The 23,554-nt window shown below is 72.7% G+C and carries 21 protein-coding genes; 17 read left to right on the top strand and 4 right to left on the bottom strand.

All coding sequences use genetic code 11. From position 1 onward, the window contains the following. The first annotated feature begins 38 nt into the window (after nt 1–38). The 4 genes from Prum_RS00835 to Prum_RS00820 are packed head-to-tail and all read left to right on the top strand — an operon-like array spanning nt 39 to nt 3,760. A complete protein-coding gene (locus tag Prum_RS00835; protein ID WP_173073073.1) occupies nt 39–962 on the top strand; it encodes an ABC transporter ATP-binding protein in 924 nt (307 codons plus the stop codon). A 1-nt stretch (nt 963) separates the two neighbouring features. Next, on the top strand, nt 964–1,794 hold the full coding sequence (locus Prum_RS00830; RefSeq protein WP_173073063.1) for an ABC transporter permease subunit: 831 nt from the start codon (nt 964–966) through the stop codon (nt 1,792–1,794). 26 nt (nt 1,795–1,820) lie between these two features. Beyond that, a complete protein-coding gene (locus Prum_RS00825) occupies nt 1,821–3,095 on the top strand; it encodes a sensor histidine kinase (RefSeq protein ID WP_173073061.1) in 1,275 nt (424 codons plus the stop codon). After that, entirely contained in the window at nt 3,092–3,760 is a 669-nt protein-coding gene (locus Prum_RS00820; RefSeq protein WP_173073059.1) for a response regulator, read from the top strand. The genes Prum_RS00825 and Prum_RS00820 overlap by 4 nt, the downstream gene beginning before the upstream one ends. Before the next feature lie 148 nt (nt 3,761–3,908). Here the strand turns inward: Prum_RS00820 and Prum_RS00815 are convergent, their stop codons facing one another. Further along, entirely contained in the window at nt 3,909–4,760 is an 852-nt protein-coding gene (locus Prum_RS00815; protein WP_173073057.1) for a peptidoglycan-binding protein, read from the bottom strand. A 148-nt stretch (nt 4,761–4,908) separates the two neighbouring features. Here Prum_RS00815 and Prum_RS00810 point away from each other — a divergent pair, with 148 nt between their 5' ends. Beyond that, the gene (locus tag Prum_RS00810; protein WP_218576930.1) at nt 4,909–5,724 is read left to right on the top strand and encodes an RNA ligase family protein; all 816 of its coding nucleotides are present in this window, start codon (nt 4,909–4,911) and stop codon (nt 5,722–5,724) included. Between the two features lie 67 nt (nt 5,725–5,791). Here the strand turns inward: Prum_RS00810 and Prum_RS00805 are convergent, their stop codons facing one another. From Prum_RS00805 to Prum_RS00795, 3 genes are read right to left on the bottom strand one after another with little or no spacing between them, the layout of a single operon-like run. Continuing rightward, on the bottom strand, nt 5,792–6,562 hold the full coding sequence (locus tag Prum_RS00805) for an ABC transporter permease subunit (RefSeq protein ID WP_246277552.1): 771 nt from the start codon (nt 6,560–6,562) through the stop codon (nt 5,792–5,794). After that, nucleotides 6,559–8,043: an ABC transporter permease subunit gene (locus Prum_RS00800; RefSeq protein WP_173073055.1), complete on the bottom strand. Its 1,485-nt coding sequence runs from the start codon at nt 8,041–8,043 to the stop codon at nt 6,559–6,561. Before Prum_RS00800 ends, Prum_RS00805 begins: the two co-directional genes overlap by 4 nt. Next, complete coding sequence (locus tag Prum_RS00795; protein ID WP_173073054.1) at nt 8,040–8,969, bottom strand: ATP-binding cassette domain-containing protein; 930 nt, start codon at nt 8,967–8,969, stop codon at nt 8,040–8,042. Before Prum_RS00795 ends, Prum_RS00800 begins: the two co-directional genes overlap by 4 nt. Before the next feature lie 98 nt (nt 8,970–9,067). Between Prum_RS00795 and Prum_RS00790 the strand changes: the two genes are divergently transcribed. The 12 genes from Prum_RS00790 (at nt 9,068) to Prum_RS00735 (ending at nt 23,554) form a co-directional block, all read left to right on the top strand. Then, nucleotides 9,068–9,730, top strand: a complete 663-nt coding sequence (locus Prum_RS00790; RefSeq protein ID WP_173073047.1) for a response regulator transcription factor — start codon at nt 9,068–9,070, stop codon at nt 9,728–9,730. After that, nucleotides 9,730–10,836, top strand: coding sequence for a sensor histidine kinase (locus Prum_RS00785; RefSeq protein WP_173073045.1), 1,107 nt, complete (start codon nt 9,730–9,732; stop codon nt 10,834–10,836). The genes Prum_RS00790 and Prum_RS00785 overlap by 1 nt, the downstream gene beginning before the upstream one ends. 229 nt (nt 10,837–11,065) lie before the next feature. After that, nucleotides 11,066–11,848, top strand: coding sequence for a DUF3152 domain-containing protein (locus Prum_RS00780; RefSeq protein WP_246277551.1), 783 nt, complete (start codon nt 11,066–11,068; stop codon nt 11,846–11,848). An 84-nt stretch (nt 11,849–11,932) separates the two neighbouring features. Further along, nucleotides 11,933–12,646: a hypothetical protein gene (locus Prum_RS00775; protein WP_173073041.1), complete on the top strand. Its 714-nt coding sequence runs from the start codon at nt 11,933–11,935 to the stop codon at nt 12,644–12,646. Between the two features lie 153 nt (nt 12,647–12,799). Continuing rightward, nucleotides 12,800–13,240 (top strand): hypothetical protein, encoded by a 441-nt coding sequence (locus Prum_RS00770; protein WP_173073039.1) that lies wholly within the window; start codon nt 12,800–12,802, stop codon nt 13,238–13,240. Next, nucleotides 13,240–14,250, top strand: coding sequence for a phosphate ABC transporter permease subunit PstC (gene pstC, locus Prum_RS00765; protein WP_173073037.1), 1,011 nt, complete (start codon nt 13,240–13,242; stop codon nt 14,248–14,250). The genes Prum_RS00770 and pstC overlap by 1 nt, the downstream gene beginning before the upstream one ends. Beyond that, a complete protein-coding gene (pstA, locus tag Prum_RS00760; protein ID WP_173073035.1) occupies nt 14,250–15,455 on the top strand; it encodes a phosphate ABC transporter permease PstA in 1,206 nt (401 codons plus the stop codon). Before pstC ends, pstA begins: the two co-directional genes overlap by 1 nt. Continuing rightward, nucleotides 15,452–17,068 carry a phosphate ABC transporter substrate-binding protein PstS gene (gene pstS / locus Prum_RS00755; protein ID WP_173073033.1) on the top strand — a complete coding sequence of 539 codons (1,617 nt, stop codon included), beginning with the start codon at nt 15,452–15,454 and terminating at the stop codon, nt 17,066–17,068. The genes pstA and pstS overlap by 4 nt, the downstream gene beginning before the upstream one ends. Further along, on the top strand, nt 17,068–19,623 hold the full coding sequence (locus tag Prum_RS00750) for a hypothetical protein (protein ID WP_173073031.1): 2,556 nt from the start codon (nt 17,068–17,070) through the stop codon (nt 19,621–19,623). Before pstS ends, Prum_RS00750 begins: the two co-directional genes overlap by 1 nt. A gap of 95 nt (nt 19,624–19,718) precedes the next feature. Next, nucleotides 19,719–20,864: a hypothetical protein gene (locus Prum_RS00745; RefSeq protein WP_173073029.1), complete on the top strand. Its 1,146-nt coding sequence runs from the start codon at nt 19,719–19,721 to the stop codon at nt 20,862–20,864. Between the two features lie 81 nt (nt 20,865–20,945). Beyond that, complete coding sequence (locus Prum_RS00740; RefSeq protein ID WP_173073027.1) at nt 20,946–22,592, top strand: Ig-like domain-containing protein; 1,647 nt, start codon at nt 20,946–20,948, stop codon at nt 22,590–22,592. Continuing rightward, nucleotides 22,589–23,554: a sortase domain-containing protein gene (locus Prum_RS00735; RefSeq protein WP_173073025.1), complete on the top strand. Its 966-nt coding sequence runs from the start codon at nt 22,589–22,591 to the stop codon at nt 23,552–23,554. Before Prum_RS00740 ends, Prum_RS00735 begins: the two co-directional genes overlap by 4 nt.

The following is a 23,554-nucleotide window of genomic DNA, read 5'->3' as shown; positions in this document are numbered from 1 at the left end:
CCACGGATGGCGGGCCGGATCTTCATAGCGTGGTTTGCATGATTGAAGTGCGGAAACTGACGAAGCGGTACGGGCCGAAGGTGGCGGTTGACGGGCTCGACTTCACCGCCGCGCCGGGGCAGGTGACCGGGTTCCTGGGCCCGAACGGGGCGGGTAAGTCGACCACGATGCGGATGATCGTCGGGTTGGACCGGCCGACCTCGGGTACGGCCACCGTGAACGGCCGCCGGTACGCGCAGCACGCGGCGCCGTTGCAGGAGATCGGTGTGCTGTTGGAGGCCCGCGCGGTCCACCCGGGCCGCACCGCGTACAGCCACCTGCTCGGTTTGGCCCGCACGCATGGCATCCCCCGCGGCCGGGTGGAAGAGGTGATCGACCTGGCCGGGCTGGGCGCGGTGGCCGGCAAACGGGTCGGCGGGTTCTCCCTCGGCATGGGCCAGCGCCTGGGCATCGCGACCGCCCTGCTCGGCGACCCCGCCGTGGTCATGCTCGACGAACCCGTCAACGGCCTGGACCCCGAAGGCGTGCTGTGGGTCCGTAACCTGCTCGCCGGCCTGGCCGCCGAGGGCCGCACGGTGATGCTGTCCTCCCATTTGATGACCGAGACCTCGCTGATCGCCGACCATCTGGTCATCGTCGGCCGCGGCCGGCTGCTGGCCGACACCTCCGTCCACGACCTGATCGCGCAGAACGACGCCGGTGTCCGGGTCGCCAGCGACAACGCCGCCCGGCTGCGGTCGCTGCTGGCCGGACCGGACGTGAAGATCAGCTCGACCACCACGGAAGAGCTGATGGTGACCGGCCTGACCGCCCGCCAGATCGGCGAGATCGCGAACAAGCACGACGTACCCCTGTACGAACTGTCCCCCCTGTCGGTGTCGCTGGAAGAAGCGTTCATGGAACTGACCCACGACGCCGTCGAGTACGCCTCCACCGCCCCTTCGTCCGCAAAGGCCACCTGACATGAGCACCCTGACCCTCACCGCACCGTCGACCACCCGGCCCCGCTACCGGCTGAGCACCAAGGGCGTGCTGCACGCCGAGTGGACCAAGTTCTGGTCCCTGCGCTCCAGCTGGATCACCCTCGCGGTGTCACTGTTCCTGCTGGTCGCGTTCGGCGTGATCGCCGCCATCACCTACGACCCCGCCATCACCACCGCCGAGGGGCCACCGGGTCAACAGGCCGCCTCCGACGCGGTCGGGGTCATCCTCACCGGCGCCACCTTCGCCTCCCTGGCCATCGGCGTCCTCGGCGTACTCATGTCCGCCGGCGAATACACCACCGGCTCCATCCGCTCCACCCTCGCCGCGATCCCCTCCCGACTCCCAGTCCTCTGGTCCAAAGCCACCGTGTTCGGCGCCATCGCCCTGGTGGCCACCACCATCGGCGCGTTCGCCGCATTCGCGCTGGGCAACCCCCAGCTCAACGGCCAGGACATCGCGCTGAGCCTCACCGACGACGGGGTCGTACGCAGCCTGCTCGGTGCCGGCCTCTACCTCGGCCTGGTCGGCATCCTCGGCGTGGCCCTCGGCGCGCTGCTGCGCTCCAGCGCCGGCGCCATCACCGTCCTGGCCGGCGTCCTACTCATCGTCCCCGGCCTGACCTCACTGCTGCCCGACTCCTGGTCCGACACGATCAGCCCCTACCTACCCAGCAACGCCGGCAGCGCGGTGATGTCCCTGACCCAATCCAGCGACTCCCTCGGCCCCTGGACCGGACTGGCCGTCTTCGCCGGCTGGGTCGCCATCGCCCTCGCCGCCGCCGCGTACCGGCTGGTAAGAAGCGACGCGTGACCGGCTGAACAGCGAGAATCAAACCGATGACCACTGAGACCGCCCAGGATCGGCTCCTCTCGGTCCGCCGCCGCATCGCGGCGGCGGACCAGCGGCGTCCCTGGCTGCTGGACGGCGCCGTCGTGGCCGTCGTCACCGTCCTCGGCCTGTCGGATCTGGGCACCGGCCAGCAGGACGGGCCCTTCGGTGAGGTGATCGCCGCCACCGACCTGCCCCGCGCCGTGGTGCTCCTGCTGATCGCCGGGCTCGTGCTGCCGCTGTGGTGGCGCCGCCGTGCCCCGACGCCGGCGTTCGTCGCCGTCGCGACCGTGATGCTCGTCGTGTGGGTGCTCGGCGTGTGGCTCGACGCCGGTGCGAGCCTGCTCATCGCCCTGTACAGCATCGCGCGGTACGGGCCGCTCCGGGCGGTGGCGTGGGCCTTCGGGGCCACCGTCCTGGGCGTGTGCGCGGCGGCCTTCGTCTTCCTGCCGGTCGCACATCCGGTGCCGGGCGTGTTCCTGTTGCTGGGCACCACGACCGCCGCCGTCGCCCTGGGCCTGGCGGTGCGGACCCACGGCGCGTACCTGGCGGCGCTGGAGGACCGGGCCGCGCGCCTGGAGATCGAACGGGACCAGCGCGTCCGGCTCACCGCCGCCGCGGAGCGCTCCCGCGTGGCGCGGGAGATGCACGACATCATCGGCCACAATCTCGCTGTCATGATCGGACTGGCCGACGGCGGTGCTGTCCTCGCCGAGAGCCGCCAGGAGCTGGCCGCCGAGCCGCTGCGCGCCATCGGCGACACCGGGCGGCAGGCCCTCGCCGAGCTGCGCCGGCTCCTCGGCGTACTGCGCGACGAGCCGCGCGACGCCGAGCTGAACCCGCAGCCGGCCCTCGCCGACCTCGACGCGCTCCTGCAACGGGTCCGCGCGGCCGGGTTGACCGTGACCTACCGGACCGCCGGAGACCTCAACGCGCTCGGCCGCGGGGTGCAGCTCACGGTCTACCGCGTCGTGCAGGAGGCGCTCACCAACACCCTCAAACACGCGGGTACGGCCGCCGCCGAGGTCACCGTGACCGTCGACCGCGACGACGTACGCGTGCGCGTCGCCGACACCGGCCCACCGCCCGGCGCCCGGCGGCCGCGGGATCCGGTGGAGCCGGACGAGACGCGGCACGGGCTGGTCGGCATCCGCGAGCGCGCCGGCCTGTACGACGGCGACGTCACCATCGGCCCCCGCCCGGGTGGCGGCTGGATCGTCGACGTACTGCTGCACACCCGCGCGGCGCGCGCGGCCGCCGAGCCGAGACTGGGACAGGCATGACCACGGTGCTGATCGCCGACGACCAGCCGCTGCAACGGCTCGGATTCCGCATGCTGCTGCAGGGCACCCCCGGCATGGTCGCGGTGGGCGAGGCCGAGAACGGCGCGGAGGCGGTCCGGATGACCGCCGAGTTGCGGCCCGACGTCGTGCTCATGGACGTGCGCATGCCCGGCATGGACGGGATCGAGGCGACCAGACGGATCACCGCCGCCGGCGGCCGCACCCGGATCCTCATCCTGACCACGTTCGACCTCGACGAGTACGTGTACGCGGGGCTGCGCGCCGGCGCGAGCGGGTTCCTGCTCAAGGACGCCCGGCCGGAGGAACTGCTCGCCGGCATCCAGGCGGTCGCCACCGGCGACGCCATCGTGGCGCCCAGCCTGACCCGCCGGCTGATGGACGCGTACATCGGTCACGGGCCCGCCGGCGCGGCGCCCGCACCGGCCGACGATCCGCGCCTGCGGGCGCTGAGCGACCGGGAACAGGAGATCCTGCTCGCCATCGGCCAGGGCCTGACCAACACCGAGATCGCCGAACGCTTCGTGCTGACCGAGTCCACGGTGAAAAAGCACGTCGGCCGGGTCCTCGCCAAGGTGGGCGCGCGGGACCGCATCCAGGCGGTCATCCTCGCGTACGACATCGGCCTGGTCCAGCCACGTACCTAAGAGCGATGCGCGGCGGGCCCCTGCCTCGGCAAGGGCCCGCTCTGTACGCGACCGGACCCAGGGATCGGGTACCGCGTGGATCCGGACGGTCTCGACTGCCATCGTGCCCGAATATCGCCCGGGTCGTCGCACTATGCGTGCGTTCGGGTCAGCCTCGGCGGTACTTCTCCCACCAGGTGAAGGCCGCCTGGTAGGCGGCCGGGGTGTCGTCCGCGGCGTGGGTGGCCAGACCGTTCTTGCCGAAGTAGTAGTCGTGGATCTGGTTGCGGGCGGCCGATGCCAGGTCCGGGTCGGAGACGGCGGCGGCGTGAATGTGGTACGGCCAGGATCCCTGCGACGGATTGCGCAGCCAGGCGGCGAAGCCGACCGTACGCAGGGCGCGGACGGTCTCCCAGCGCTGCGTGGTGGTCAGGCTCGTCACCGAGATGTCGACGACCCCGCCGCCGTCGTGCGTGCCGGCGGAACTGGGGTTCGTGGAGGTGTAGGAACCCTGGGAGAGCACGATGCTCCAGGACAGCATGGCGTCCGCCGCCGTGAGCATGCTGCGGGTGCGGGTGTTGACCCGCTGGCCGCCGTACGTGTCGGTCTGCGAACCGGTGGACACGGTCCTGGTGAGGGTGAACCTGCCGTCGCCGAGCGCGGTCAGCGAGGTGGGCCCGGGTATGCCGTTCGCGTCGATGCCCGTGTAGCCGAGGGACCGCTGCCAGGCGGCGTACGCGGAGACCGTCGAGGTCCCGTAGTGCCCGTCGACGGCGCCGGCGGAGAGCAGGCCCTTGGCGTTCAGCGCTCGCTCCACCTCCAGGACGTGGCTGGCCGCGCCGGGGGTCAGTCCGGTGTCGGCCTTCGGCGGGTCGACCTGGGCGGCGAGCAGCACCATCTCCATGTCGACGACCGGGAGGGCGAGCGCCGACGCGTTCGGGGAGAACGCCGTGGTCGTGCCGACGGCCGCTGCCGCCACCGCCGCACCGCGGGTGAGTACCCATCGCCTCGGCACCCTCATGGCCAGCTCCGTTCTGTATTCGCCAACACGGATGGATAGAACTTACATTCTGGTCGCGTCCCATGGCAAAAACTTTCACCGACGTACTCCTGGGCGTTTTTCTGTTATGCCAATTGACACAACAGCAACCCCGCCCTACGGTATGAGCGTGGACGAGGGCAGCGGCCGCGGACGGCCCCGGAAAAATCCCGGGCAGCTGGCCCGGTGGACGCCGCCGGACGGCTGGTCCCGGTTGGTCGCCTGGATCTCTCCGGAGGAGAAGAAGGCGCTCAAGCGGGTCGCGGTCGAGGCCGAGGTCTCGGTCGCCGACCTGGTCCGGGCGCTCGCCGGCGGGCTGGCCGGCGGAGCGATCACCCACGAGGAGTTGACCGGGCACGTCAGGAAGGGGATGCGGGTCATGGAGAAGATCCCGACGCTGTTCGAGCGCGACGACCAGTTCAAGGTCGTCGACCGCCCGCGCGCCGAGTGCGCGTGGGTCTTCGACGGCGCGGGCGCCGCGACCGAGAAGCTGGACGGCACCAACGTGCGGCTCACCGTCCGCTCCGGCCAGCTCGTCCGCGTGGAGAAGCGCCGCAACCCCAGCAAGGTCCAGAAGCAGCAGGGCATCGTCGACGGGTGGTACGTCGACGCCGACGACCACTCGGCGGAGGACAAGTGGATCCTGGTCGCCGCGCGCAACACCGAGGTGTCCGGCTGGCCGGACGGCGAGCACGCCTGCGAGGCACTCGGCCCGCGCATCCAGGGCAACGCGCTGGCGCTGGAGGAGCACCGCTGCGTCCCGTTCAACCTCCAGGTGCCCGAGTACGGCGACGTGCCCCGCAGCTACGGGCAGCTGTGGGACTACCTCACCAAGCTGGAGAGCAGGTTCGCCCCCGGTCACCTGGCCGAGGGGATCGTCTTCCACCACCCGGACGGCCGCCGCGCCAAGATCAAGCGTAAGGACTTCCCGCGCGCTGCGGCGTGATCGTGAAGGATCTGGGTCGCTGGAGCGACACGGATCCTTCACGTTGCGGCCGTTGCCCTTCTGCCGGCTACGCGTCGCGGCGGTGGAGCAGCAGGGCGCCGGTGACCAGGGCGGCGGCGGCCCAGGCCGCGAGCACGCCCAACCCCTTCCACGGGCCGATCGGCAGGTCGTCCAGGCCGGTGGTGGCCCGGACGGCGAGTCCGGCGGTCGCTGGACCGAGCTTCTCGAGCCGGCGTTGCCAGTCCTGGTCGGCGAAGGCCAGCGCGACGAGCGGGTAGACGTACAGCAGGGCGAGGACGAGCCCGACGGCGGCGGCCGCGTTGCGGGCGGCGGTGGCGATGCCGAGGCTCAGCAGGGCGATCAGCGCGAGGTAGAGGACCGACCCGACGGCCGCGCGCAGCACCGCCCCGCCGCCCGCCGGTGGCTCGGCGCCGTCCGGCAGGGCCAGCCCACCGAAGAGCAGCGATGCGGGTACGGCGACGGCGGCGGCGGCCGTCACGACGCTCACCAGGATGATGGCCTTGGCGGTCAGCATGGCGACGCGGTGCGGCATCGCGGTGAGGCTGACCCGGACCATGCCGGTGCCGTACTCGCCGCCGATCGCCTGCACGGCGAGGATGGCGACCACCGCCTGGCCCAGTTGGACGCCGGTGAGGCTGAGCCTTGTCGGGTCCAGTTCGCACCCCGTCGCCGGGCATGGCGTCGCCGCGGCCGCCAGGGCACCGATGGCGACGGTGGTCGCGACGACGGCGAGCAGCAGCCCCACGGTGCCCGGGGCGGTACGCAGCTTGGTCCACTCCGCGTGCAGGGCCACCCGCAGGTGCGGTGCGGCGCTCACGCGTCCCTCCGGCGCAGCAGGTAGGCGGCCACGGCCAGGGCCAGCGCGGCCCACCCGGCGAGCACCGCGAGGCCGGCCCACGGCGCCAGCGGAAAGTACCCGTTGACCGGGGTGTAGAGGTTGGCGACCTGGTCGTACTGCGGGCTGCTCTGCTGGACGGCGAACGCGGCGGCCGGGGTGACCCGCAGCAGCCACTGCGCGGGGCCGGTCGGCAGCACGGTCATGGCGAGCAGGTACGGCAGGACGATGACGGCGACCGCGGCGGTGATCGCGGTGACGCCGCGGCGCAGCACCGTGCCGAGGGCGAGTGCGAGGACGGCCGCGACGGCGAGCAGCGCCGCGGTGCCGGCCACCACGCGCAGTTCGGTGCCGGTGGACGCCGGGTGGACGTACACGCCGTTGCCGCGCAGGACCCGCTGGCCGACGGTGACCACGACGGCCGCCGCGACCAGCCCGGTCAGGTAGGTGACCCCGCCGAGGACGAGGGCCTTGGCGGCGAGCACGCGGCCGCGCCCGACGCCGGCGGCGAGGGTGGTGCGGATCAGGCCGCGCCGGTACTCGGCCGTGACGAACATGGTCCCGACGACCACGACGACGATCAGCCCGGCGAACGTGCCGACGAGCGTCTGGCTGATGCTGAACCCGAGGCCGGCCGCGCCGGGCACCGCCGGAGCGATGTCGCCGGATCCGGTCACGGTGAACCCGCCGCCGGTCGGCTGGAACCCGCCGCGCAGGTCCCCGGGCCCGCCGTCCCGCTCGCCGATGCCTTCGCCGGTCCAGTCCTGTCCGGCCCAGGCTCCCTGCCGGTCGAGGTGGTCGAAGGCGGCGGTGGCCCGGCTGGGCCCGCCCATGGCGCCCGATCCGGTGAGCGAATCACGGAACTCCTCGGTGTACTGCGGGGAGGTGACGAACAGGCCCGCCTGCACGGTCGAGGGGAGCCCCGGCAGGCGCGCGGTGCCGACGGTGGTCCAGGTCGCGCCGTCGGTCGACTCCTCGCCGGTGATGGCGTCGCCGGCCCGGGTGAGCCGCAGCCAGCGCGGGGACTCGGCGGTGACGGCGCCCGCCCGGCCGGCGCGGTCGTGCGTGTAGTCGTACTGCATCCGTACGCCGCGCGCGGCCGTGGCCATGACGGCGGCGTAGCTCGATCCCTGCCGGGTGCCGTCCTTGACGATGAGGCCGGCCTTGGCCCACGGCGGCAGCCCCGGCCTGTCCGGCAGGAGCACGCCGGTCAGCGACGCCACCCGTACCGTGATGCTGCCGTCGCCGGTCAGCGGCCGGTGGACGAAGAAGAAGCTGTCCGTCACCTCCTCCCCGCCGGGCCCGACCGGGAGCACGCACTCCGACCCGCACGATCCCTTTCCGCCGGCCAGCACGCCCAGGCCGACGACCGCGGCCGCGGCCACCGCCATCGCGACCACCCAGCCGCGTACGGTCCGGAACTTGGTCCACTCGGCGCGCAGCAGCCACCCGAAGCCGGTCATCGCGACACCTCCGGCGCGGTCGCGCGGTACTCGACGGCGTCCCGCGTCAGTCCCAGGTACGCCTCTTCCAGGGTGGCCCGGTGCGCCGAGACCTCGGAGAACGGCACGCCGGCCCGGCCCAGCACCGCGATGACGGCCTCGGCGCTCAGGCCGGACACGGTCAGCGTGTCCGGTCCGGTGGGTGTCACGATGCCGCCGGCGCCGGCCAGCACCGTCGCCGCCGAGGCAGCGGCGGTACGCACCGCGACCCGGCCGCCGGCGGTGGCGGCGAGCAGCTGCGCCACGGCGGCGTCGGCGATGACCCGGCCCCGGCCGACGACAACCACGTGGTCGGCGGTGTCCTGCAGCTCGCTCATCAGGTGGCTGGAGACCAGCACCGCGCGGCCCTGCGCGGCCAGCGACCGCAGGAACCGGCGCATCCAGATGATGCCCTCCGGGTCCATGCCGTTGAACGGCTCGTCGAGCAGCAGCGCCTTCGGGTCGCCGAGGAGGGCGGCGGCGATGCCCAGCCGCTGCCGCATGCCGAGGGAGAAGTTTCCGGCCCGCCGCCGGGCCACCGCCGCCAGACCGGCCTGCTCGATGACCTCGTCGACCCGGCGGGCGGTCAGGCCCTGCGAGTGGGCCAGCCACAGCAGGTGGTTGCGGGCGGTCCGGCTGGGCATCAGCGCGCCGGCGTCCAGCAGGGACCCCACCTGGCACAGCGGGCGGCGCAGGCTCCGGTACGGCCGCCCGCCGATCAGCGCGGTGCCCTCGTCGGCCCGGTCCAGGCCCAGGATCACCCGCATCGTGGTGGACTTGCCGGCGCCGTTGGGGCCGACGAACCCGGTGACCTGACCGGGCCGGACGGCGAAGGTCATCCCGTCCAGGGCGGTGTTCGGCCCGTACCGCTTGCGCAGGCCGCTGACGGCAATAGTCGTGTCGTTCATGCGTCGGTTTGTACGCGGTGCCCGGTGTCAATACGGTGCCAGCGGACGACACCGCGTTGACACCGTCCCGCCACCGGGCACCTGGCATCGTGGGGATCATGCGCGTGCTGGTCGTGGAAGACTTCGAGATCCTGGCCCGGACCATCGGCACCGGGCTGCGCCGCGAGGGGATGGCGGTCGACGTGGTCCTCGACGGCGCGGACGCGCTCGACCACCTGGCCGTCACCCGGTACGACGTGGTGGTGCTGGACCGGGACCTGCCGGGCGTGCACGGCGACGAGGTGTGCCGCCGGATCGTGGCCGAGCACGCCGAGAGCCGCGTGCTGATGCTGACCGCGGCGAGCACCGTCCGGCAGCGGGTCGACGGCCTGGGCCTGGGCGCCGACGACTACCTGCCCAAGCCGTTCGACTTCGACGAGTTGGTGGCCCGCATCCGGGCGCTGGGGCGCCGCGTCGGTGCCGCGGTGCCGCCGATCCTGGAGTCCGGCGACCTGAGCGTCGACCCCAGCCGGCGGGTGGCCACGCGCGGCGGGCGGCGCCTGGACCTGAGCCCGAAGGAGTTCGCCGTCCTGGAGTGCCTGCTGGCCGCGCAGGGCCGGCTGGTCTCCGCCGAGGAACTGCTCGAACGGGTCTGGGACGAGGCGGCCGACCCGTTCACGACGGCGGTGAAGACGACGATCCGCCGGCTGCGGGCCAAGCTCGGCGACCCGCCGGTCATCCACACGGTCCGGGAAGCCGGCTACCGGATCGGCGAACCGTGATGGCCCGCCGTTCGCTGCGGACCCGGCTCACCCTGCTGTACGTCGTGCCGTTCTTCCTGTCCGGCGCCATCCTCGTGACCATCCCGGTCCTGCAGACCAGCAGCACCGAGCCGGCCGGCGGCCAGGCGCCGCTGCCCCGTCCAGCCGCCCCGACCGACACCGAGCGCCTCACCCCGATCCTGGTCGGGGCCGCGATCGGCCTCGTCGTCATGGTGCTGGTCTCCGTCGTCCTCGGCTGGCTGATCGCCGGCCGGTTCCTGCGCCCGCTGCGGAGCATCATCGCGACCGCCCGGGACATCTCCGCCAGCAACCTGCACCGCCGCCTCGGCCGCACCGGCCGCGGCGACGAGTTCACCGAGCTGGCACAGACCCTCGACGACCTGTTCGAGCGCCTGGAGGCGGCGTTCGCGTCGCAGCGGCGCTTCGTCGCGAACGCCTCCCACGAGCTGCGCACCCCGCTGACCGCGGAACGGACGCTCTTGCAGGTCGCGCTCGCCGATCCGGACGCGAACACCGAGACGCTGCGCGCGATGTGCCGGGACCTGCTGGCGCTGGGGGAGGCGCAGGAGCGCCTCATCGACTCGCTGCTGACCCTGGCCAGCAGCGAGCAGGGCATCGAGCGGCGCGAGCCGCTCGACCTCGCCACCATCACCGGGAACGTCGTGTCGACGCGCCGGGAGCGGGCCCGGCACCGCGGCATCCGCGTCGACGCGTTCCTCGCGAAGGCCCCGGCGGCCGGCGACCCGCAGCTGGTCGAGAGCCTGGTGGCGAACCTCGTGGACAACGCGCTGCGGCACAACGCGCAGGGCGGCCGGGTCGAGCTGGTGACGGCGGCGACCGCGGGCCGGGCCACGCTGACGGTGCGCAACACCGGGCCGGTGGTCCCGCCCGGCGAGGTCGACCGGCTGTTCCAGCCGTTCCAGCGGTTGGGCGGTCAGCGCATCGGGCACGCCGACGGGCACGGGCTGGGCCTGGCCATCGTCCGGGCCATCGCCGGCGCGCACGGCGCCACGCTGGGCGCGCGCGCCCGCCCGGAGGGCGGCCTGGACATCGACGTCACCTTCCCCGAACCGGCGGCCCGCTGGCCCGCCCGGCACCAAGGGTAGGAAGTCGAGAGTGAGCGCCGGGTGCGACGACACGGGGGGATCGCAGCACCCGGCGTGCAGGTGAGCGTACGCGATGTGCCGCGCCGGCGCATTGTCGTGTTGGTTACTCAGCTCACGCAACCGAACGGCGGTCTGGTTCGCACATATAGATGTGCGGAAGAACATCAGTGACTCGGCGTACGGACGGGTAGGGCGGCGGCGGGCACCTCGGGGGCGGCGGGGTCCGGTGGTGGCGCTGGCATCGGTGAGCTTGGCCGGCGTGCTCGCGCTCGCCGGCGTGCTGGTCGCCTCGCCCGACGCGCCGGCCGCGGACGGACCGGTCTGGGACGCGGGCGCGCCGACCACACCGGCCCCGAGCGGCTCGGCGACACCCACGCCGGCGCCGTCCGCATCGCCGACCCCGGTGCTGCGCCTTCCCGGCCCGGTGCCGTCCACCGGGTCGGGCACCTTCGAGTACGCCACCGGGCGCGGCCCGGTCCTCGGCCGGGCCGGCCAGCTGCGCCGGTACCGGGTGGCCGTCGAGGACGGCGCCGACGAGGACGTCGCCCGGTTCGCCACGGCGGTGGACTCCGCGCTGGGTGCGCCGGGCAGCTGGATCGCCAATGGGCAGCGGCGCTTCCAGCGGGTGCCGGACGGCGGCGGGCACGACTTCACGGTCTACCTGGTCACCGCCGCCACCGCGCGGGAGATGTGCGCCGCGGTCTGGGTCGACAACCGGGTGGACGGCAAGTCGTACACCTCGTGCCGTGGCCTCGGGAAGGTGATCATCAACCTGGACCGCTGGCGGCTGTCGGTGCCCCACTACGTCGCGGCCAAGGTGCCGCTCGACGTGTACCGGTCCTATGTGGTCAATCACGAGGTCGGGCACGAGCTGGGGTTCGCGCATGAACGGTGCCCGGGACGCGGCAAGTTGGCACCGGTGATGATGCAGCAGACGCTGTTTCTCAACGGGTGCGTGGCCAACCCCTGGCCGTACGTGGACGGCGAGCGGTACGCCGGGCCGCCGCTGTAGCGGGGCGAGCAGTTAACCCGCTGTCCGTCTGGCGCGTGGCTGGGATTGGGGCGGCCGTCGTGGAGGCTGAATAGACCGTCCGGTGTGAAGCAAATCCGGATCGCCCTCGCCGTCCTCGTCGCGGCCACCACGGCGCCCCTGCTCCTGCCGGCACCCGCGGCAGCCGCCCCGCTGGGCACCGTCAAGCTGTCGCAGAGCAGCGGCACCGTCGACGCCACCCCGATCTTCGGCACCGCGACGGCGTCCAAGCCCTGCCCGTCCGGGTACGGCAGCGACGCGCTGGTCCGGATCGGCCCACCCGGCGGTCCGTACTCCAATGTGGCCAAACCGCTGATGAGCGGCGGCTACGACAGGAAGGCCGTGACCGTGCGGCCGAACCGCTCGTTCGCCACGGCGCTCGCCGGGGCGCCCACCGACGGCGAGTGGTGGGTCGTCGTGGAGTGCTTCAGCCAGGACCTGGGGCAGCACGCCGACCGCTTCGTCACGCCGGTCACGGTGACCGGCCGGACCTGGAAGGTCGGGCAGCCGGCCAGCGGCGCGGCCGACCTCGACTCGCCTCCGCCGCCGCGGCCGGCGGTCCCCACCGCCGGAGCGACGGCGTCCCCGACGGGGGCACCGGCCACCACGCCCGCGCCGACCGTCGCCGGTACGCCGGGCCCGACGCCGCTGCTGGCCAGCAACGACCGGACCGGATCCGGTTCCCCGCTGGCGAGCGTGGCCTGGGTCGCCGGCGTCGTCGCGGTGCTGGCGGTCGTCGGCGGGATCATGCTGCTGACCCGCCGGCGCCGGTCCGGCTAGACGATGTACCCGAACGGTGGATGCTTCATTACTCGCTGTTCACCTTCCGCATGTCCGGCGTGAGCATGAGCCTGCGCGCTCAGTCATCGTCCGTCACGAGGCTGATCTCCGTCCGCGCATTTGGGGAGCGCGGCACTGGGGAAGGGACCAGAGGTGCAGCATTCACGGTTCGTGTTTCTTGCCGCGCCGATGCCCGAGTCGAAGGACGGGGACGAGGCCGATGGCATCCTCTGGATGCTCGTCTCGCCGAACAACCGCCCACTTGGTCGCGGCACCAGCTACCACGAGACGTACGGCTCCTGCCGGCAGGCCGTCCTGGACCTGAAGGCGAACTATGAGCGGGCCAAGCCGGTCGAGTCGACGGTCGAGATGACCGGTCAGTGGACCTGGCGGATGGACCTGGACGGCGAGCCGGTGGCCGTCTCCAGCCGGTCGTACCTGCGGTCCCGGGAGTGCACGTACAACCTGGAGCGCTTCCTGGAGGCGGTGCCGGAAGCCCAGGTCGTCGCCGGCACCCGGAGTGTCCGGCGTGGACGGCGGCGGGCCAGCGTCACCGAGGCGCCGCCGAGGCGAGAGCTGCGGAACGCGGGCTGATGGCGGAAGCAGTGGACGCGCCGCGCCGGATCCGGCTGCGGCGCGCGCCCTCGGACGTGGTCTTCCGGGGCGTCGCCCGGGCCGGCGGCACCGTGGTGCTGGCGGTGATGCTGCTGGTCGGGATCTTCCTGAGCGTGCGCGCGGTGCCGGCCGTACGCGCGGTCGGCTTCGACTTCCTCACCACGCAGAACTGGGTGCCGGCCCAACTCGACTTCGGCGTCGCCGGGGTGCTCGTCGGCACGGTGCTCATCGCGCTCGTCGCGATCAGCATCGCGGTGCCGCTGGCCACCGGCGCGGCCCTCTACATCTCCGAGTACGCGCCGGGCCGGATCCAGCCGGTGCTGGTCAACATGGTCGACCTGATGGCCGCGGTGCCCAGCGTGGTGTACGGCATCTGGGGCTTCTTCCTGCTGCAACCGCACATCCTGGTACGGGGTGACCAGGGCGACGGACTGCCCCGCTGGCTCACCACGTACCTCGGCTGGATTCCACTGTTCGAAGTGGACGGATACGACCCGCGGGACCCGGCGGCGAGCCCGACCGCGCTCACCTCGTCCAGCTTCGTGGCCGGCATCATCGTCTCGATGATGGTCACGCCCATCATCGCGTCGGTGATGCGGGAGGTCTTCTCCCAGGCGCCGCTCGGCGAGCGGGAGGGCGCGTACGCCCTGGGCGCCACCAAGTGGGGGATGATCCGCGCGGTCGTGCTGCCGTTCGGGCGCGGCGGGATGATCGGCGGCACCATGCTCGGGCTCGGCCGCGCGCTCGGCGAGACGATCGGGGTCTTCCTGGTCATTTCCATGGTCTTCGTGATCCAGCCGCACATCCTGCAGACCGGCGGCGGGTCGATCGCCGCCCTGATCGCGCTGCGATACTCCGACGACAGCGGCGTCGCGCTGGCCGCGCTGATGGCCGCCGGCCTGGTGCTCTTCGCCATGACGCTGATCGTCAACTTCGCGGCCGGAATCATCATCAGCCGCAGCCGGTCCGGCGCCACGAGCGAGGCGTGATGACTTCCACGACGACGCTGCCCAGGACGCCGCCGGACACCGGGGAACCGGAGGCGCGGCGCGGCACCTCGAACACCCGCCGCACCGACGTCTTCGCGGTCCTGGGCGCGGCCGCGTCCGCCGTCGCGCTCGCGTCGGTCGTCTTCACCCAGCTGGCCCCGTTCGACGCCCTGCTCGGCTTCCTCGTGGTGTCCTATGTGGCGTTCCTCGGCATCTACACGCTGCTGGTCTCGCTCGACGAGTCCGGACCGGCGGTGCGCGACCGGCTCGCCGCGGCGCTGATCCACAGCCTCGCGTTCGTGATGCTGATCGGCCTGGTCGTGGTCGTGGGGTACACGTTCTTCCGCGGCCGCTCGGCGCTGGCGCACCTCAACTTCTACTACCAGGACATGGGCCTGGCGGGCCCGCTGCAGCCGCTGAGCGTCGGCGGGGTCAAGCACGCGATCGTCGGCACCCTGGAGCAGATCGGCATCGCGCTGACCATCACCATCCCGCTGGGCATCATCGGCGCGGTGTTCCTCAGCGAGGTGCCGGGCCCGTTCAGCCGGTTCGTCCGCATCATCGTCGAGGCGATGACCGCGCTGCCGTCCATCGTGGCCGGACTGTTCATCTTCGCGATGGTGATTCTCGGCCTCGGCATGCAGAAGTCGGGCCTGGCGGCCGGGCTGGCGCTGAGCGTGATGATGCTGCCCATCATCATCCGGGCCGCCGACGTGGTGATCCGGCTGGTGCCCGGCACGCTGCGCGAGGCGGCGCTGGCGCTGGGCGCGTCCCAGTGGCGGACGATCTGGCACGTGGTGCTGCCCACCGCCCGGTCCGGCATCACCACCGCGGTGATCCTTGGCACCGCGCGCGGCATCGGCGAGACCTCGCCCGTGCTGCTGACCGCCGGGTTCGCGCAGACGCTGAACGCCGACCCGACCTCGGGCGCGCAGACCTCGCTGCCGCTCTACACGTTCCAGATGGTGCGGACCGGTGAGCCGGGGCTGATCGCCCGCGCCTTCGGCGCGGCGGCCGTGCTGATGGTCCTGGTGCTGTTCCTGTTCGCGCTGGCCCGGTTGGTGGGCGGCCGGGCGCCGGGGCAGCTCGGCCGGGGCCAGCGGCGGCGCCGGGCCCGCGCGTCCCGGCGGGACGCGGTGCGCTTCGCCGCGCGGGAAAGGGCGCGCGGCCCGGTTCCGGCGGATACCGACAAGGTGAGGTCATGAAAAGAAGGCTGGTGTGCGCGGTCGCCGCGGTCGCGGTGCTCGTCGGGGCGGCGCCCCCGGCCGCGGCCGCCCCGAAGTTGGTGCAGATCAACGGCGCCGGGTCGACGTGGAGCGCCAACGCCATCGACAACTGGCGGCGCAACGTGCAGCAGCGCGGCATCTTCGTCAACTACGCGTCGACCGGTTCCAGCGACGGCCGGGCCCAGTTCCGCAGCGGCACCGTCGACTTTGGAGTGTCGGAGATCCCTTACGGGCTCAAGGACGCGTTCGGGGGAGTGGACACCCGGCCGAACCGTGGCTTCGCGTACATGCCGATCGTCGCCGGTGGCACGTCCTTCATGTACAACCTGAAGATCGGTGGGCGGCGGGTCACCAACCTGCGGCTGTCCGGCGAGGTCGTCGCGAAGATCTTCACCGGTGAGATCAAGCGCTGGAACGACGGTGAGATCAAGGCCGACAACCCGGGCATCAACCTGCCGGCCCGCGCCATCCGGCCGGTGGTACGCCAGGACGGCTCCGGCACCAGCGCCCAGTTCACGCTGTGGATGAGCAAGCAGTACCCGTCGATCTGGAACGCGTACTGCAAGAAGTTCGGCAAGCCGGCCCCGTGCGGGCTCACGTCGAACTACCCGTTCCGGGCCAGCGACGGCTTCATCGGGCAGAGCGGCTCGACCGGCGTGTCCGGGTACGTGGCGCAGGACAACGCCGAGGGCGCGATCACCTACGTCGAGTACTCGTACGCCATCAACGCCCGCTTCCCGGTGGTGAAGCTGCTAAACCAGGCCGGCTACTACACCGAGCCGACGGCGTCCAATGTGGCCGTCGCGCTGACCAAGGCCCGGATCAACGAGAACAAGAGCAGCGCCGACTACCTGACCCAGATCCTCGACGACGTCTACCGGTCCAGCGACAAGCGCACGTACCCGCTCTCGTCGTACTCGTACATGCTGATCCCGCACAAGGTCGAGCTGGGCGTCGACGAGAACAAGGGGTACACGCTCAGCTCGTTCGCGTACTACTTCCTGTGCGAGGGGCAGCAGCAGGCCGACGTGCTCGGCTACTCGCCGCTGCCGATCAACCTGGTGAAGGCCGGGATGGAGCAGGTGAAGAAGATTCCCGGCGCCCCGACCAAGGACATCAACATCGCCGGCTGCAACAACCCGACGTTCTCCCCGGACGGCACGAACACCCTGGCCCGCAACGCGGCCCAACCGTCCGAATGCGACAAGAAGGGGTCGCGGCAGAACCCGGCCGGCACCGGCGGGGCGCGGCAGGACACCCCGGTCGTCGCGGCCGCCCGGTGCGCCGGCAGCGGCGGCACCAGCACCACCGGCGGGGCGACCACCGGCCCCTCGGCGAGCGCCAACCCCACCGCCTCGGCCGGGGCGATCGACCCGGACACCGGCCTGCCGGCCGGCGACGGCGGCGGCGTTGCCGACGGCGAGCAGGTGGCGGCCGTGCCGGTGTCCCTGGACGGCGAGGGCGGGTGGAAGCTGCGGCACACGATGATGCTGCTCGCCGCCCTGCTCTTCGTCGGACTGGTGCTCGGGCCGCCGTTCCTGGCGCACGCGCTGCGCGGCCGCCGGGACGGCGACCAGCGGGGGCGGTCCTGATGCGGTCGAGGGTCGCGGCGTTCCTGGTGGCGCTGCTCGCCGCGGGCGGGCTCTTCGTGGTACGCCCGGCGGCGGAGCCGGCGCGCGGCGACGCCAGCAACGCGGGCACGACGGTCAGCGTCACCGAGGGCGAGTTCGCGGGCCTTGAGGTGACGGTCTCGCAGACCACCGGCCTCGGCAACCAGGCGGTAGAGATCACCTGGACGGGTGCCACGCCGACCCCGCGGGACCGCCTGCTCGGCACCGACTACCTGCAGATCATGCAGTGCTGGGGTGACCCGAACGACCCCGCCGACCCCGACGGGCTGAAGCTGCGCGAGACCTGCCAGTTCGGCACCCGCCTGCTGGCCCCGGTCACGGGTGCGAACGGCGCGGTCAGCGTCGACGCCGCCAGCCGGGGCAGGAAGTTCCAGGGCGAGGGGTACCCGGTGACCGATCCGGCCGACGCGGCGCTCGGTGAGGCGACGATCGTCCCCTTCCGGCCGGCCGGCGGCACGGCCACGGCGGACGGGAGTCCGCAGCACCCGTTCCCGACGTACCGGGAGCCGGCGCCGCCGCACCGCGAGCTGGAGATGACCGACGTGCAGGTGCTGGCGACGCACTTCACGCCGGCGTCGACCAACGAGGTGCCGTTCGCGCTCAGCACCGGCGCCGGCGCCGGCCGGGTCGTGTTCGAGATGCAGAACGCCTCGCTCGCCCCGCACCTGAGCTGCGGCGCCCCGTACACCGACGAGAACAACCAGACCCAGCCGGCGCCGAAGTGCTCGCTGGTCATCGTGCCGCGCGGGCACACGAACCCGTACGACGGCACGGCGGCGACCACGGTGCACGGCAGCCCGTTCCGCCCGGCGCTGTGGAAGAACCGGATCGTCGTGCCGCTGCTGTTCGACCCGGTCGCCGGCGCGTGCTCGCTTACCAAGGCGGAGCGCCGCACCACCGGTACCGAGCTGATGGCCGAGGCGATCACCTCCTGGCAACCGGCGCTGTGCGCCGGCGACGGGCCGGTCTACGGGTACGCCGCCGTCAGCGACTTCGAGGTCGGGCGGCAGGTCGTCTCCTCTTCCAGCGGTGCACCGGGCCTCGGCTTCACGGCCGATCCGGTGGTCACCCTGGCGTCCGAACCGGCGGTGGTGCACGCCCCGGTCGCGCTGAGCGGGCCGGTCATCGCGCTCAACATCGACGCCAACCTCAAGGATCCGAACGAGGTGGTGCTCCCGCCCGAGATCAACGCGCAGCGCGGGCTGGCGCTCAGCGACCTCAAGCTCACCCCGCGGCTGGTCGCCAAGTTGCTGACCTTCTCGTACAAGTACGACGTCGCCATCGGCGCGGGCGACCCGTACCCGCCGCTGGCGAGCAACCCGCACTCGCTCCGGTTCGACCGCGAGTTCCTCGACCTCAACCCGATGTTCGAGAGCTGGTCGTCCATCGAGAGCCACACCCTCAACGGGCTCATGGTCACGGTCGGCAGCTCGGTCGCGGCGCGCGAGGTGTGGCGCTGGATCGCCGCGGACCCGGCGGCCAAGGCGTGGCTGTCGGGCACCCCCGACGAGAGCGGCATGGTGGTCAACCCGGTCTACAAGGGACTGTCTCTGACCACACTGGACACCTACCCGAAGCTGGACCCCAGCTGCGCCCGGGGCGACGTGCCCGAGTACGACCAGGTCCTCAACTGCACGTTCAGCTACCGGCCGTACCTGGGCGGCCTCGGCGAGACGGCGCTGCAGACCCTGCGCGCCGATCCCAAGGCCAGCAGCAACCAGATGACGACCAACACCGAGGGCAACTCGAGCTTCGACCCGAACCTGCCGAGGTTCGACACGATCGCGCGGCAGAGTCCGGGGTACCGGTTCGCACTGTCCATCACGGACTCCGCCTCGGCGGCCCGGTACGGGCTGTACACCGCCAAGCTCTGCAAGGCCGGCCGGGGCACGGACGGGAAGTTCACCGCGACCGACTGCCGGGCCCCCACCGCCGACGCGATGACGGCCGCGCTCGCCGCCGCGGTGCCGAGCCAGGTCACCGGCGTCAGCACCATCGACCCGGCCAAGGCTTGGACGACCGCCGGGGCGTACCCGCTGACCACCATCACGTACGCGGTCGCGGACACCAGCGAGCCGGCGGACGCCCGCCGCGACTACGCCGCGCTGCTGCGTTACTCCGCGGGCACGGGCCAGCAGCCGGGACCCGCCGACGGCCAGCTTCCCGAGGGGTACGCCCCGCTGACGGCGGCCCTGCGCGAGCAGACGATGAGCGCGGCGGACAAGCTCCAGAACTGGGTCGCGCCGACCACGCCACCGCAGACGGACAGCGTTTCGCAGAGCCCCACCACACCACCCGCGAGCGTGCCGGCGAGCGGACTCGCGCCGTCGCCGGGGCTCAGCGCGCCCACCACGCGACCCACCGTCGCCCCGGTGGCCCAGTCGACGCTCGGCAGTCCACTGGGGATGATCCGCTTCCTGCTCGTGGTGGCGCTCGTCATGGGCCTGCTCGGCGGGGTGGCCGGGCCGATCATGCAGCGGCTGGCGACCCGTACGCGTAGGGCAAACCGACAATGACCGTTCATCCGGCCTACGTGTTGGCGAGGCAAAGCACGCGCGCAACGCCGCGACGATGACTGCGGCTCGTCCTTGCATGGAGAAAGGGAGCACATATGAAGGTCAAGACCATCGGCAACGCGGTGGTGGTCGGCTTTACCGCCGTCCTCGCCGTGGCGATGGCGGCCACCCCGGCTGTCGCTGACCCGCCGTCGCCCACGGACTACCGGATCCTGACCGGCGTCGGCTCGGACACCACCCAGGACGCCGTGAACGGGCTGGGCGCCGCGGTCGAAGGCGCCGGGGTGATCGCCTCGTGGGACGCGCGCGGCACCAGCACCATCAAGACCAAGGCGACCGGCTGCACGTTCACCCGGCCGAACGGTTCGGGGGCCGGCCGGCAGGCGCTGCGGGCCTCGGAGGGTGAGAACCTGGGCGGCACGCACGGCGGTGCGGGCTTCTACCTCGGCGCCAACGTGGTCGGCTGCGCGGACTTCGCGCGGTCGTCCAGCTACGGCGGCGGCACGACGCCGTCGAGCACCGGGACGCTCACCTACATCCCGTTCGGCGTGGACGCGATGACGCTGGCGAAGAACGTCAACGGCGACCTGCCGAACAACGTCTCCTTCGCGCAGGTGCAGCGGGTCTACAAGTGCTTCACCAACAACATCGCCGGCAACCCGGTGACGCCGCGAATGATCCAGGCCGACTCGGGCACCTGGCAGTTCTGGCTGCAGCGGATGCAGATGACCGAGGCCGAGATCGCCCTTGGCGACTACGCCTGCCTCGCCACGGGCAGCCCGGTGACCCCGGTGCACCCGCGCGTGCAGGAGCACGACGGCACGATCCTGAACGGCAACCTCACCCAGGTGGTGCCGTTCTCGGCCGCCCAGTTCATCGCGCAGAGCCGGGCCGCCACGATCGCCGGGGCGACCGGCGTGACCGTGACCGACCGGCGCGGTGACGCGTACCTGACCGGCCTCAGCTCGGCCGAGCAGCCCTTCAACCGCACCACCCTGGTGGTCAACACCAACTACACCCTGCGCCGGGACGTCTACAACGTCGTGCCGACCGCGGACCTGAGCAACGCCGAGATCGACGACACCTTCACCGGCGCCGACTCGGACGTCTGCACCGCCACCGTCACCGACGGCGGCACCACCTACAACGTGATCGAGCTGTTCGGCTTCGGCCGGCGCACCACCCAGGTGTCACCGCTCGACGCCGCCTGCGGCTACACCGACCTGCGGTTCAACACCTGACCGAGGGCTCAGGCGTTACCCCGGTCCGGGCGGCCTCACCAAGGCCGCCCGGACCCCCGTGTGAACGGAAGGACGCGTGACATGAGGGCACACCGAACGCTCCGACGCTGGCTCGCCCTGGCGGCGGCCGCCGTGCTGTCCAGCGGCGTGCTGACGGCCGGACTGCTCGTCGGCTCGGCCGGGCCCGCGGCCGCCGCGCTCGGCACGGTCACGCTCGCGAAGACCAGCGGCAAGGTCACCGAGAGCCCGATGGTCATCAGCGCCGTGACGTCCGCGGCCTGCCCGGCCGGCTTCGGGGAGAACTCGAACCTGAAGATCGGCCGGCCGGATGTGCCGTACCGGAACCTGTCGCCGGCGGTCGGTGGCGGCGACCTCGACCAGAAGCCGGTGCAGTTCGAGCCGAACCGCTCCTTCGCCGCGGCGGTGGGCAGCACCCCGGCCGACGGCGCCTGGTTCATCACCGCGGACTGCTGGCCGTTGATCGGCGACCCGCATCCCGAGGTGTTCCAGACGCCGATCTTCGTGTGCGGCGAGGACTGGTTCCAGGGCACCTCGTGCAGCACCGCGGCGGAGACCGAGACCACGCTGGCGGTCTCGCCCAGCGGCAGCGTCCCGGCGGGCGAGCCGGTGACGCTGACGGCCACCGTCACGCCGGCCGCCGCCGGGGGAACGGTGACGTTCTACCGCGAGGACGAGACGACCACGTCGGCGACGGCGATCGGCGCCGCGCCGGTGAGCGGCGGCACCGCCACCCTCCAGGCGACGTTCACGCTGGAGGGCGGCCGGACCAGCCTCACCATCGAGCTGACCGCGACCTTCATGCCCGGCGACGAGAGCGCGTACCGTCCCTCGACGACCGCCGAGCCCACCGAACTCGTCGTGTCCGTCCCGGGGAGCGCGAAGAAGACCAAGACCACGCTGGGCGTCGCGCCGGCGAGCCCCGCGCCTTCGGGCTCGGCGGTCGCGCTGACCGCCTCCGTGGCGGTCGAGGGCGACGAGGCCGCCGAGCCCGCGGGGAGCGTGACGTTCCAGCGGCGGCCCGCCGGCAGCTCGACCTTCACGGACATCACCACGGTCCCACTCACCGGGCGCCAGGCCGCCCACACGCTGCCCGCCGGCACCCTTCCGGACGGGGCGTACGACCTGCAGGCCACCTTCGTGCCGGCGGAGCCCGACGACTACCAGACGTCCAGCGGCGCGCAGCCCAACTACGTGGTCGGGGAGGCGCCCGAGCCGGCGACGACCCAGACCGCGCTCGCCGCCGCCCCGACCGGGTCGGCCGAGGAAGGGGCCGACGTGACGCTGACCGCGACGGTGAGGCCGGCCGGAGCCGCCGGAAACGTCGAGTTCCGCGACGGCACGGTGCTGCTGGACACGGCCGCACTGGTGGACGGCAAGGCCACGTACGCGACGAGTGCGCTGGCCGCCGGCGACCACTCGTTCACCGCGACCTTCGTGCCCACCACGCCCGCCGACTTCGCGGCGTCCACCTCGCCCGTGTTGACGTACGAGATCACCACAGCCGGCGACGGAGATGGTGATGGCGACGGGGACGGTGATGGCGACGGCGACGGCGGCGGCGGGTCGCTGGCCAGCACCGGCACGCCGCTGATCGCCATCGGCGCCTCCGGCCTCGCCCTGGTCGGCCTCGGCGCGGGCGCGCTGTTCGTCACCCGGCGCCGCCGGCCCGAGCCCGAGCCCGTCGACTGGCCGGACGGTCAGCCATGACCGTCACCGTCGAGCGGCCGCCGGGCGCCAGCCCGCCCGATGCGCCGGTGTTGCCGCCACGGCCGGCACCGGCGCCGCAGCCGCAGGTCCGGCTCGCCCTCCAGGTGCCGGGCATCGCGCTGAGCATCCTCGCCGCGCTCACGCTCGGCTTCGTCGTCCACCTGACCCTGGTGTCCCAGCTGCAGTACGCGCGCAACCAGCAGACCGCGTTCTCCGACTTTCGCGCGGAGCTGGCCCGCGGCACCGCCCCGGTCGGGCAGACGCGGGTGGAGTACGCCGACGGCGCCGAGAACGGGCGGGAACGCCTCGTCGATCCCGGCTCGGCGGTCGCCGTGCTCAGGATCCCGGCCGTCGGGCTGCGCACCGTCGTCTTCGAGGGCACGAGCGGCGACGTGCTGCGCAACGGGCCCGGGCACCGCCGCGACACCGTCCTACCGGGACAGTCCGGCACCAGCGTCGTGATGGGCCGCCGCGCCGCGTACGGCGGACCGTTCCTGGACCTCGACCTGCTGTTGCCCGGCGACGCGGTCATCGTGACCACCGGGCAGGGCGAGCACACGTACCGGGTCACCGGGTTGCGCCGCCCGGGCGACCCGGCGCCACCGGCGCTCGCGGCCGGCCAGGGGCGGCTCACGCTGGTCACCGCGGACGGCGACCCGTTCATCCCGCAGGACCTGCTGCGGGTGGACGCCGACCTGGTCACGCCCGCACAGCCGGCCCCGGCGCGCAAGTTCGGCGCCGCCTCGCTGCCCGGCGCCGAGGCCGCGATGGCGATTGACCCGGGGGCGTGGACGCCGCTGATGCTCTGGGGGCAGGCGCTGCTGCTGGCCACCCTGGCCGTCACGTACCTCCGGAACCGGTGGGGCGGCTGGCAGGCGTGGATCGTCGGCGCACCGGTGCTGGGCGCGCTCGGGCTCGCCATCGCCGACCAGGCCGCCCGGCTGCTGCCCAACCTGTTGTAA

It is taken from the genome of Phytohabitans rumicis, assembly GCF_011764445.1.
Classification (GTDB): Bacteria; Actinomycetota; Actinomycetes; order Mycobacteriales; family Micromonosporaceae; genus Phytohabitans; species Phytohabitans rumicis.
The sequence above is the reverse complement of the archived record's forward strand: the minus strand, read 5'-3'. Positions and strand labels throughout refer to the sequence as shown.

Excerpts from the sequence above, each read along its gene's own strand:
- Prum_RS00835 (WP_173073073.1), top strand. The coding sequence starts at position 39 with ATGATTGAAGTGCGGAAACTGACGAAGCGGTACGGGCCGAAGGTGGCG.
- Prum_RS00830 (WP_173073063.1), top strand. The coding sequence starts at position 964 with ATGAGCACCCTGACCCTCACCGCACCGTCGACCACCCGGCCCCGCTAC.
- Prum_RS00825 (WP_173073061.1), top strand. The coding sequence starts at position 1,821 with ATGACCACTGAGACCGCCCAGGATCGGCTCCTCTCGGTCCGCCGCCGC.
- Prum_RS00820 (WP_173073059.1), top strand. The coding sequence starts at position 3,092 with ATGACCACGGTGCTGATCGCCGACGACCAGCCGCTGCAACGGCTCGGA.
- Prum_RS00815 (WP_173073057.1), bottom strand. The coding sequence starts at position 4,760 with ATGAGGGTGCCGAGGCGATGGGTACTCACCCGCGGTGCGGCGGTGGCG.
- Prum_RS00800 (WP_173073055.1), bottom strand. The coding sequence starts at position 8,043 with ATGACCGGCTTCGGGTGGCTGCTGCGCGCCGAGTGGACCAAGTTCCGG.
- Prum_RS00795 (WP_173073054.1), bottom strand. The coding sequence starts at position 8,969 with ATGAACGACACGACTATTGCCGTCAGCGGCCTGCGCAAGCGGTACGGG.
- Prum_RS00790 (WP_173073047.1), top strand. The coding sequence starts at position 9,068 with ATGCGCGTGCTGGTCGTGGAAGACTTCGAGATCCTGGCCCGGACCATC.
- Prum_RS00785 (WP_173073045.1), top strand. The coding sequence starts at position 9,730 with ATGGCCCGCCGTTCGCTGCGGACCCGGCTCACCCTGCTGTACGTCGTG.
- pstC (WP_173073037.1), top strand. The coding sequence starts at position 13,240 with ATGGCGGAAGCAGTGGACGCGCCGCGCCGGATCCGGCTGCGGCGCGCG.
- pstA (WP_173073035.1), top strand. The coding sequence starts at position 14,250 with ATGACTTCCACGACGACGCTGCCCAGGACGCCGCCGGACACCGGGGAA.
- pstS (WP_173073033.1), top strand. The coding sequence starts at position 15,452 with ATGAAAAGAAGGCTGGTGTGCGCGGTCGCCGCGGTCGCGGTGCTCGTC.
- Prum_RS00750 (WP_173073031.1), top strand. The coding sequence starts at position 17,068 with ATGCGGTCGAGGGTCGCGGCGTTCCTGGTGGCGCTGCTCGCCGCGGGC.
- Prum_RS00745 (WP_173073029.1), top strand. The coding sequence starts at position 19,719 with ATGAAGGTCAAGACCATCGGCAACGCGGTGGTGGTCGGCTTTACCGCC.
- Prum_RS00740 (WP_173073027.1), top strand. The coding sequence starts at position 20,946 with ATGAGGGCACACCGAACGCTCCGACGCTGGCTCGCCCTGGCGGCGGCC.
- Prum_RS00735 (WP_173073025.1), top strand. The coding sequence starts at position 22,589 with ATGACCGTCACCGTCGAGCGGCCGCCGGGCGCCAGCCCGCCCGATGCG.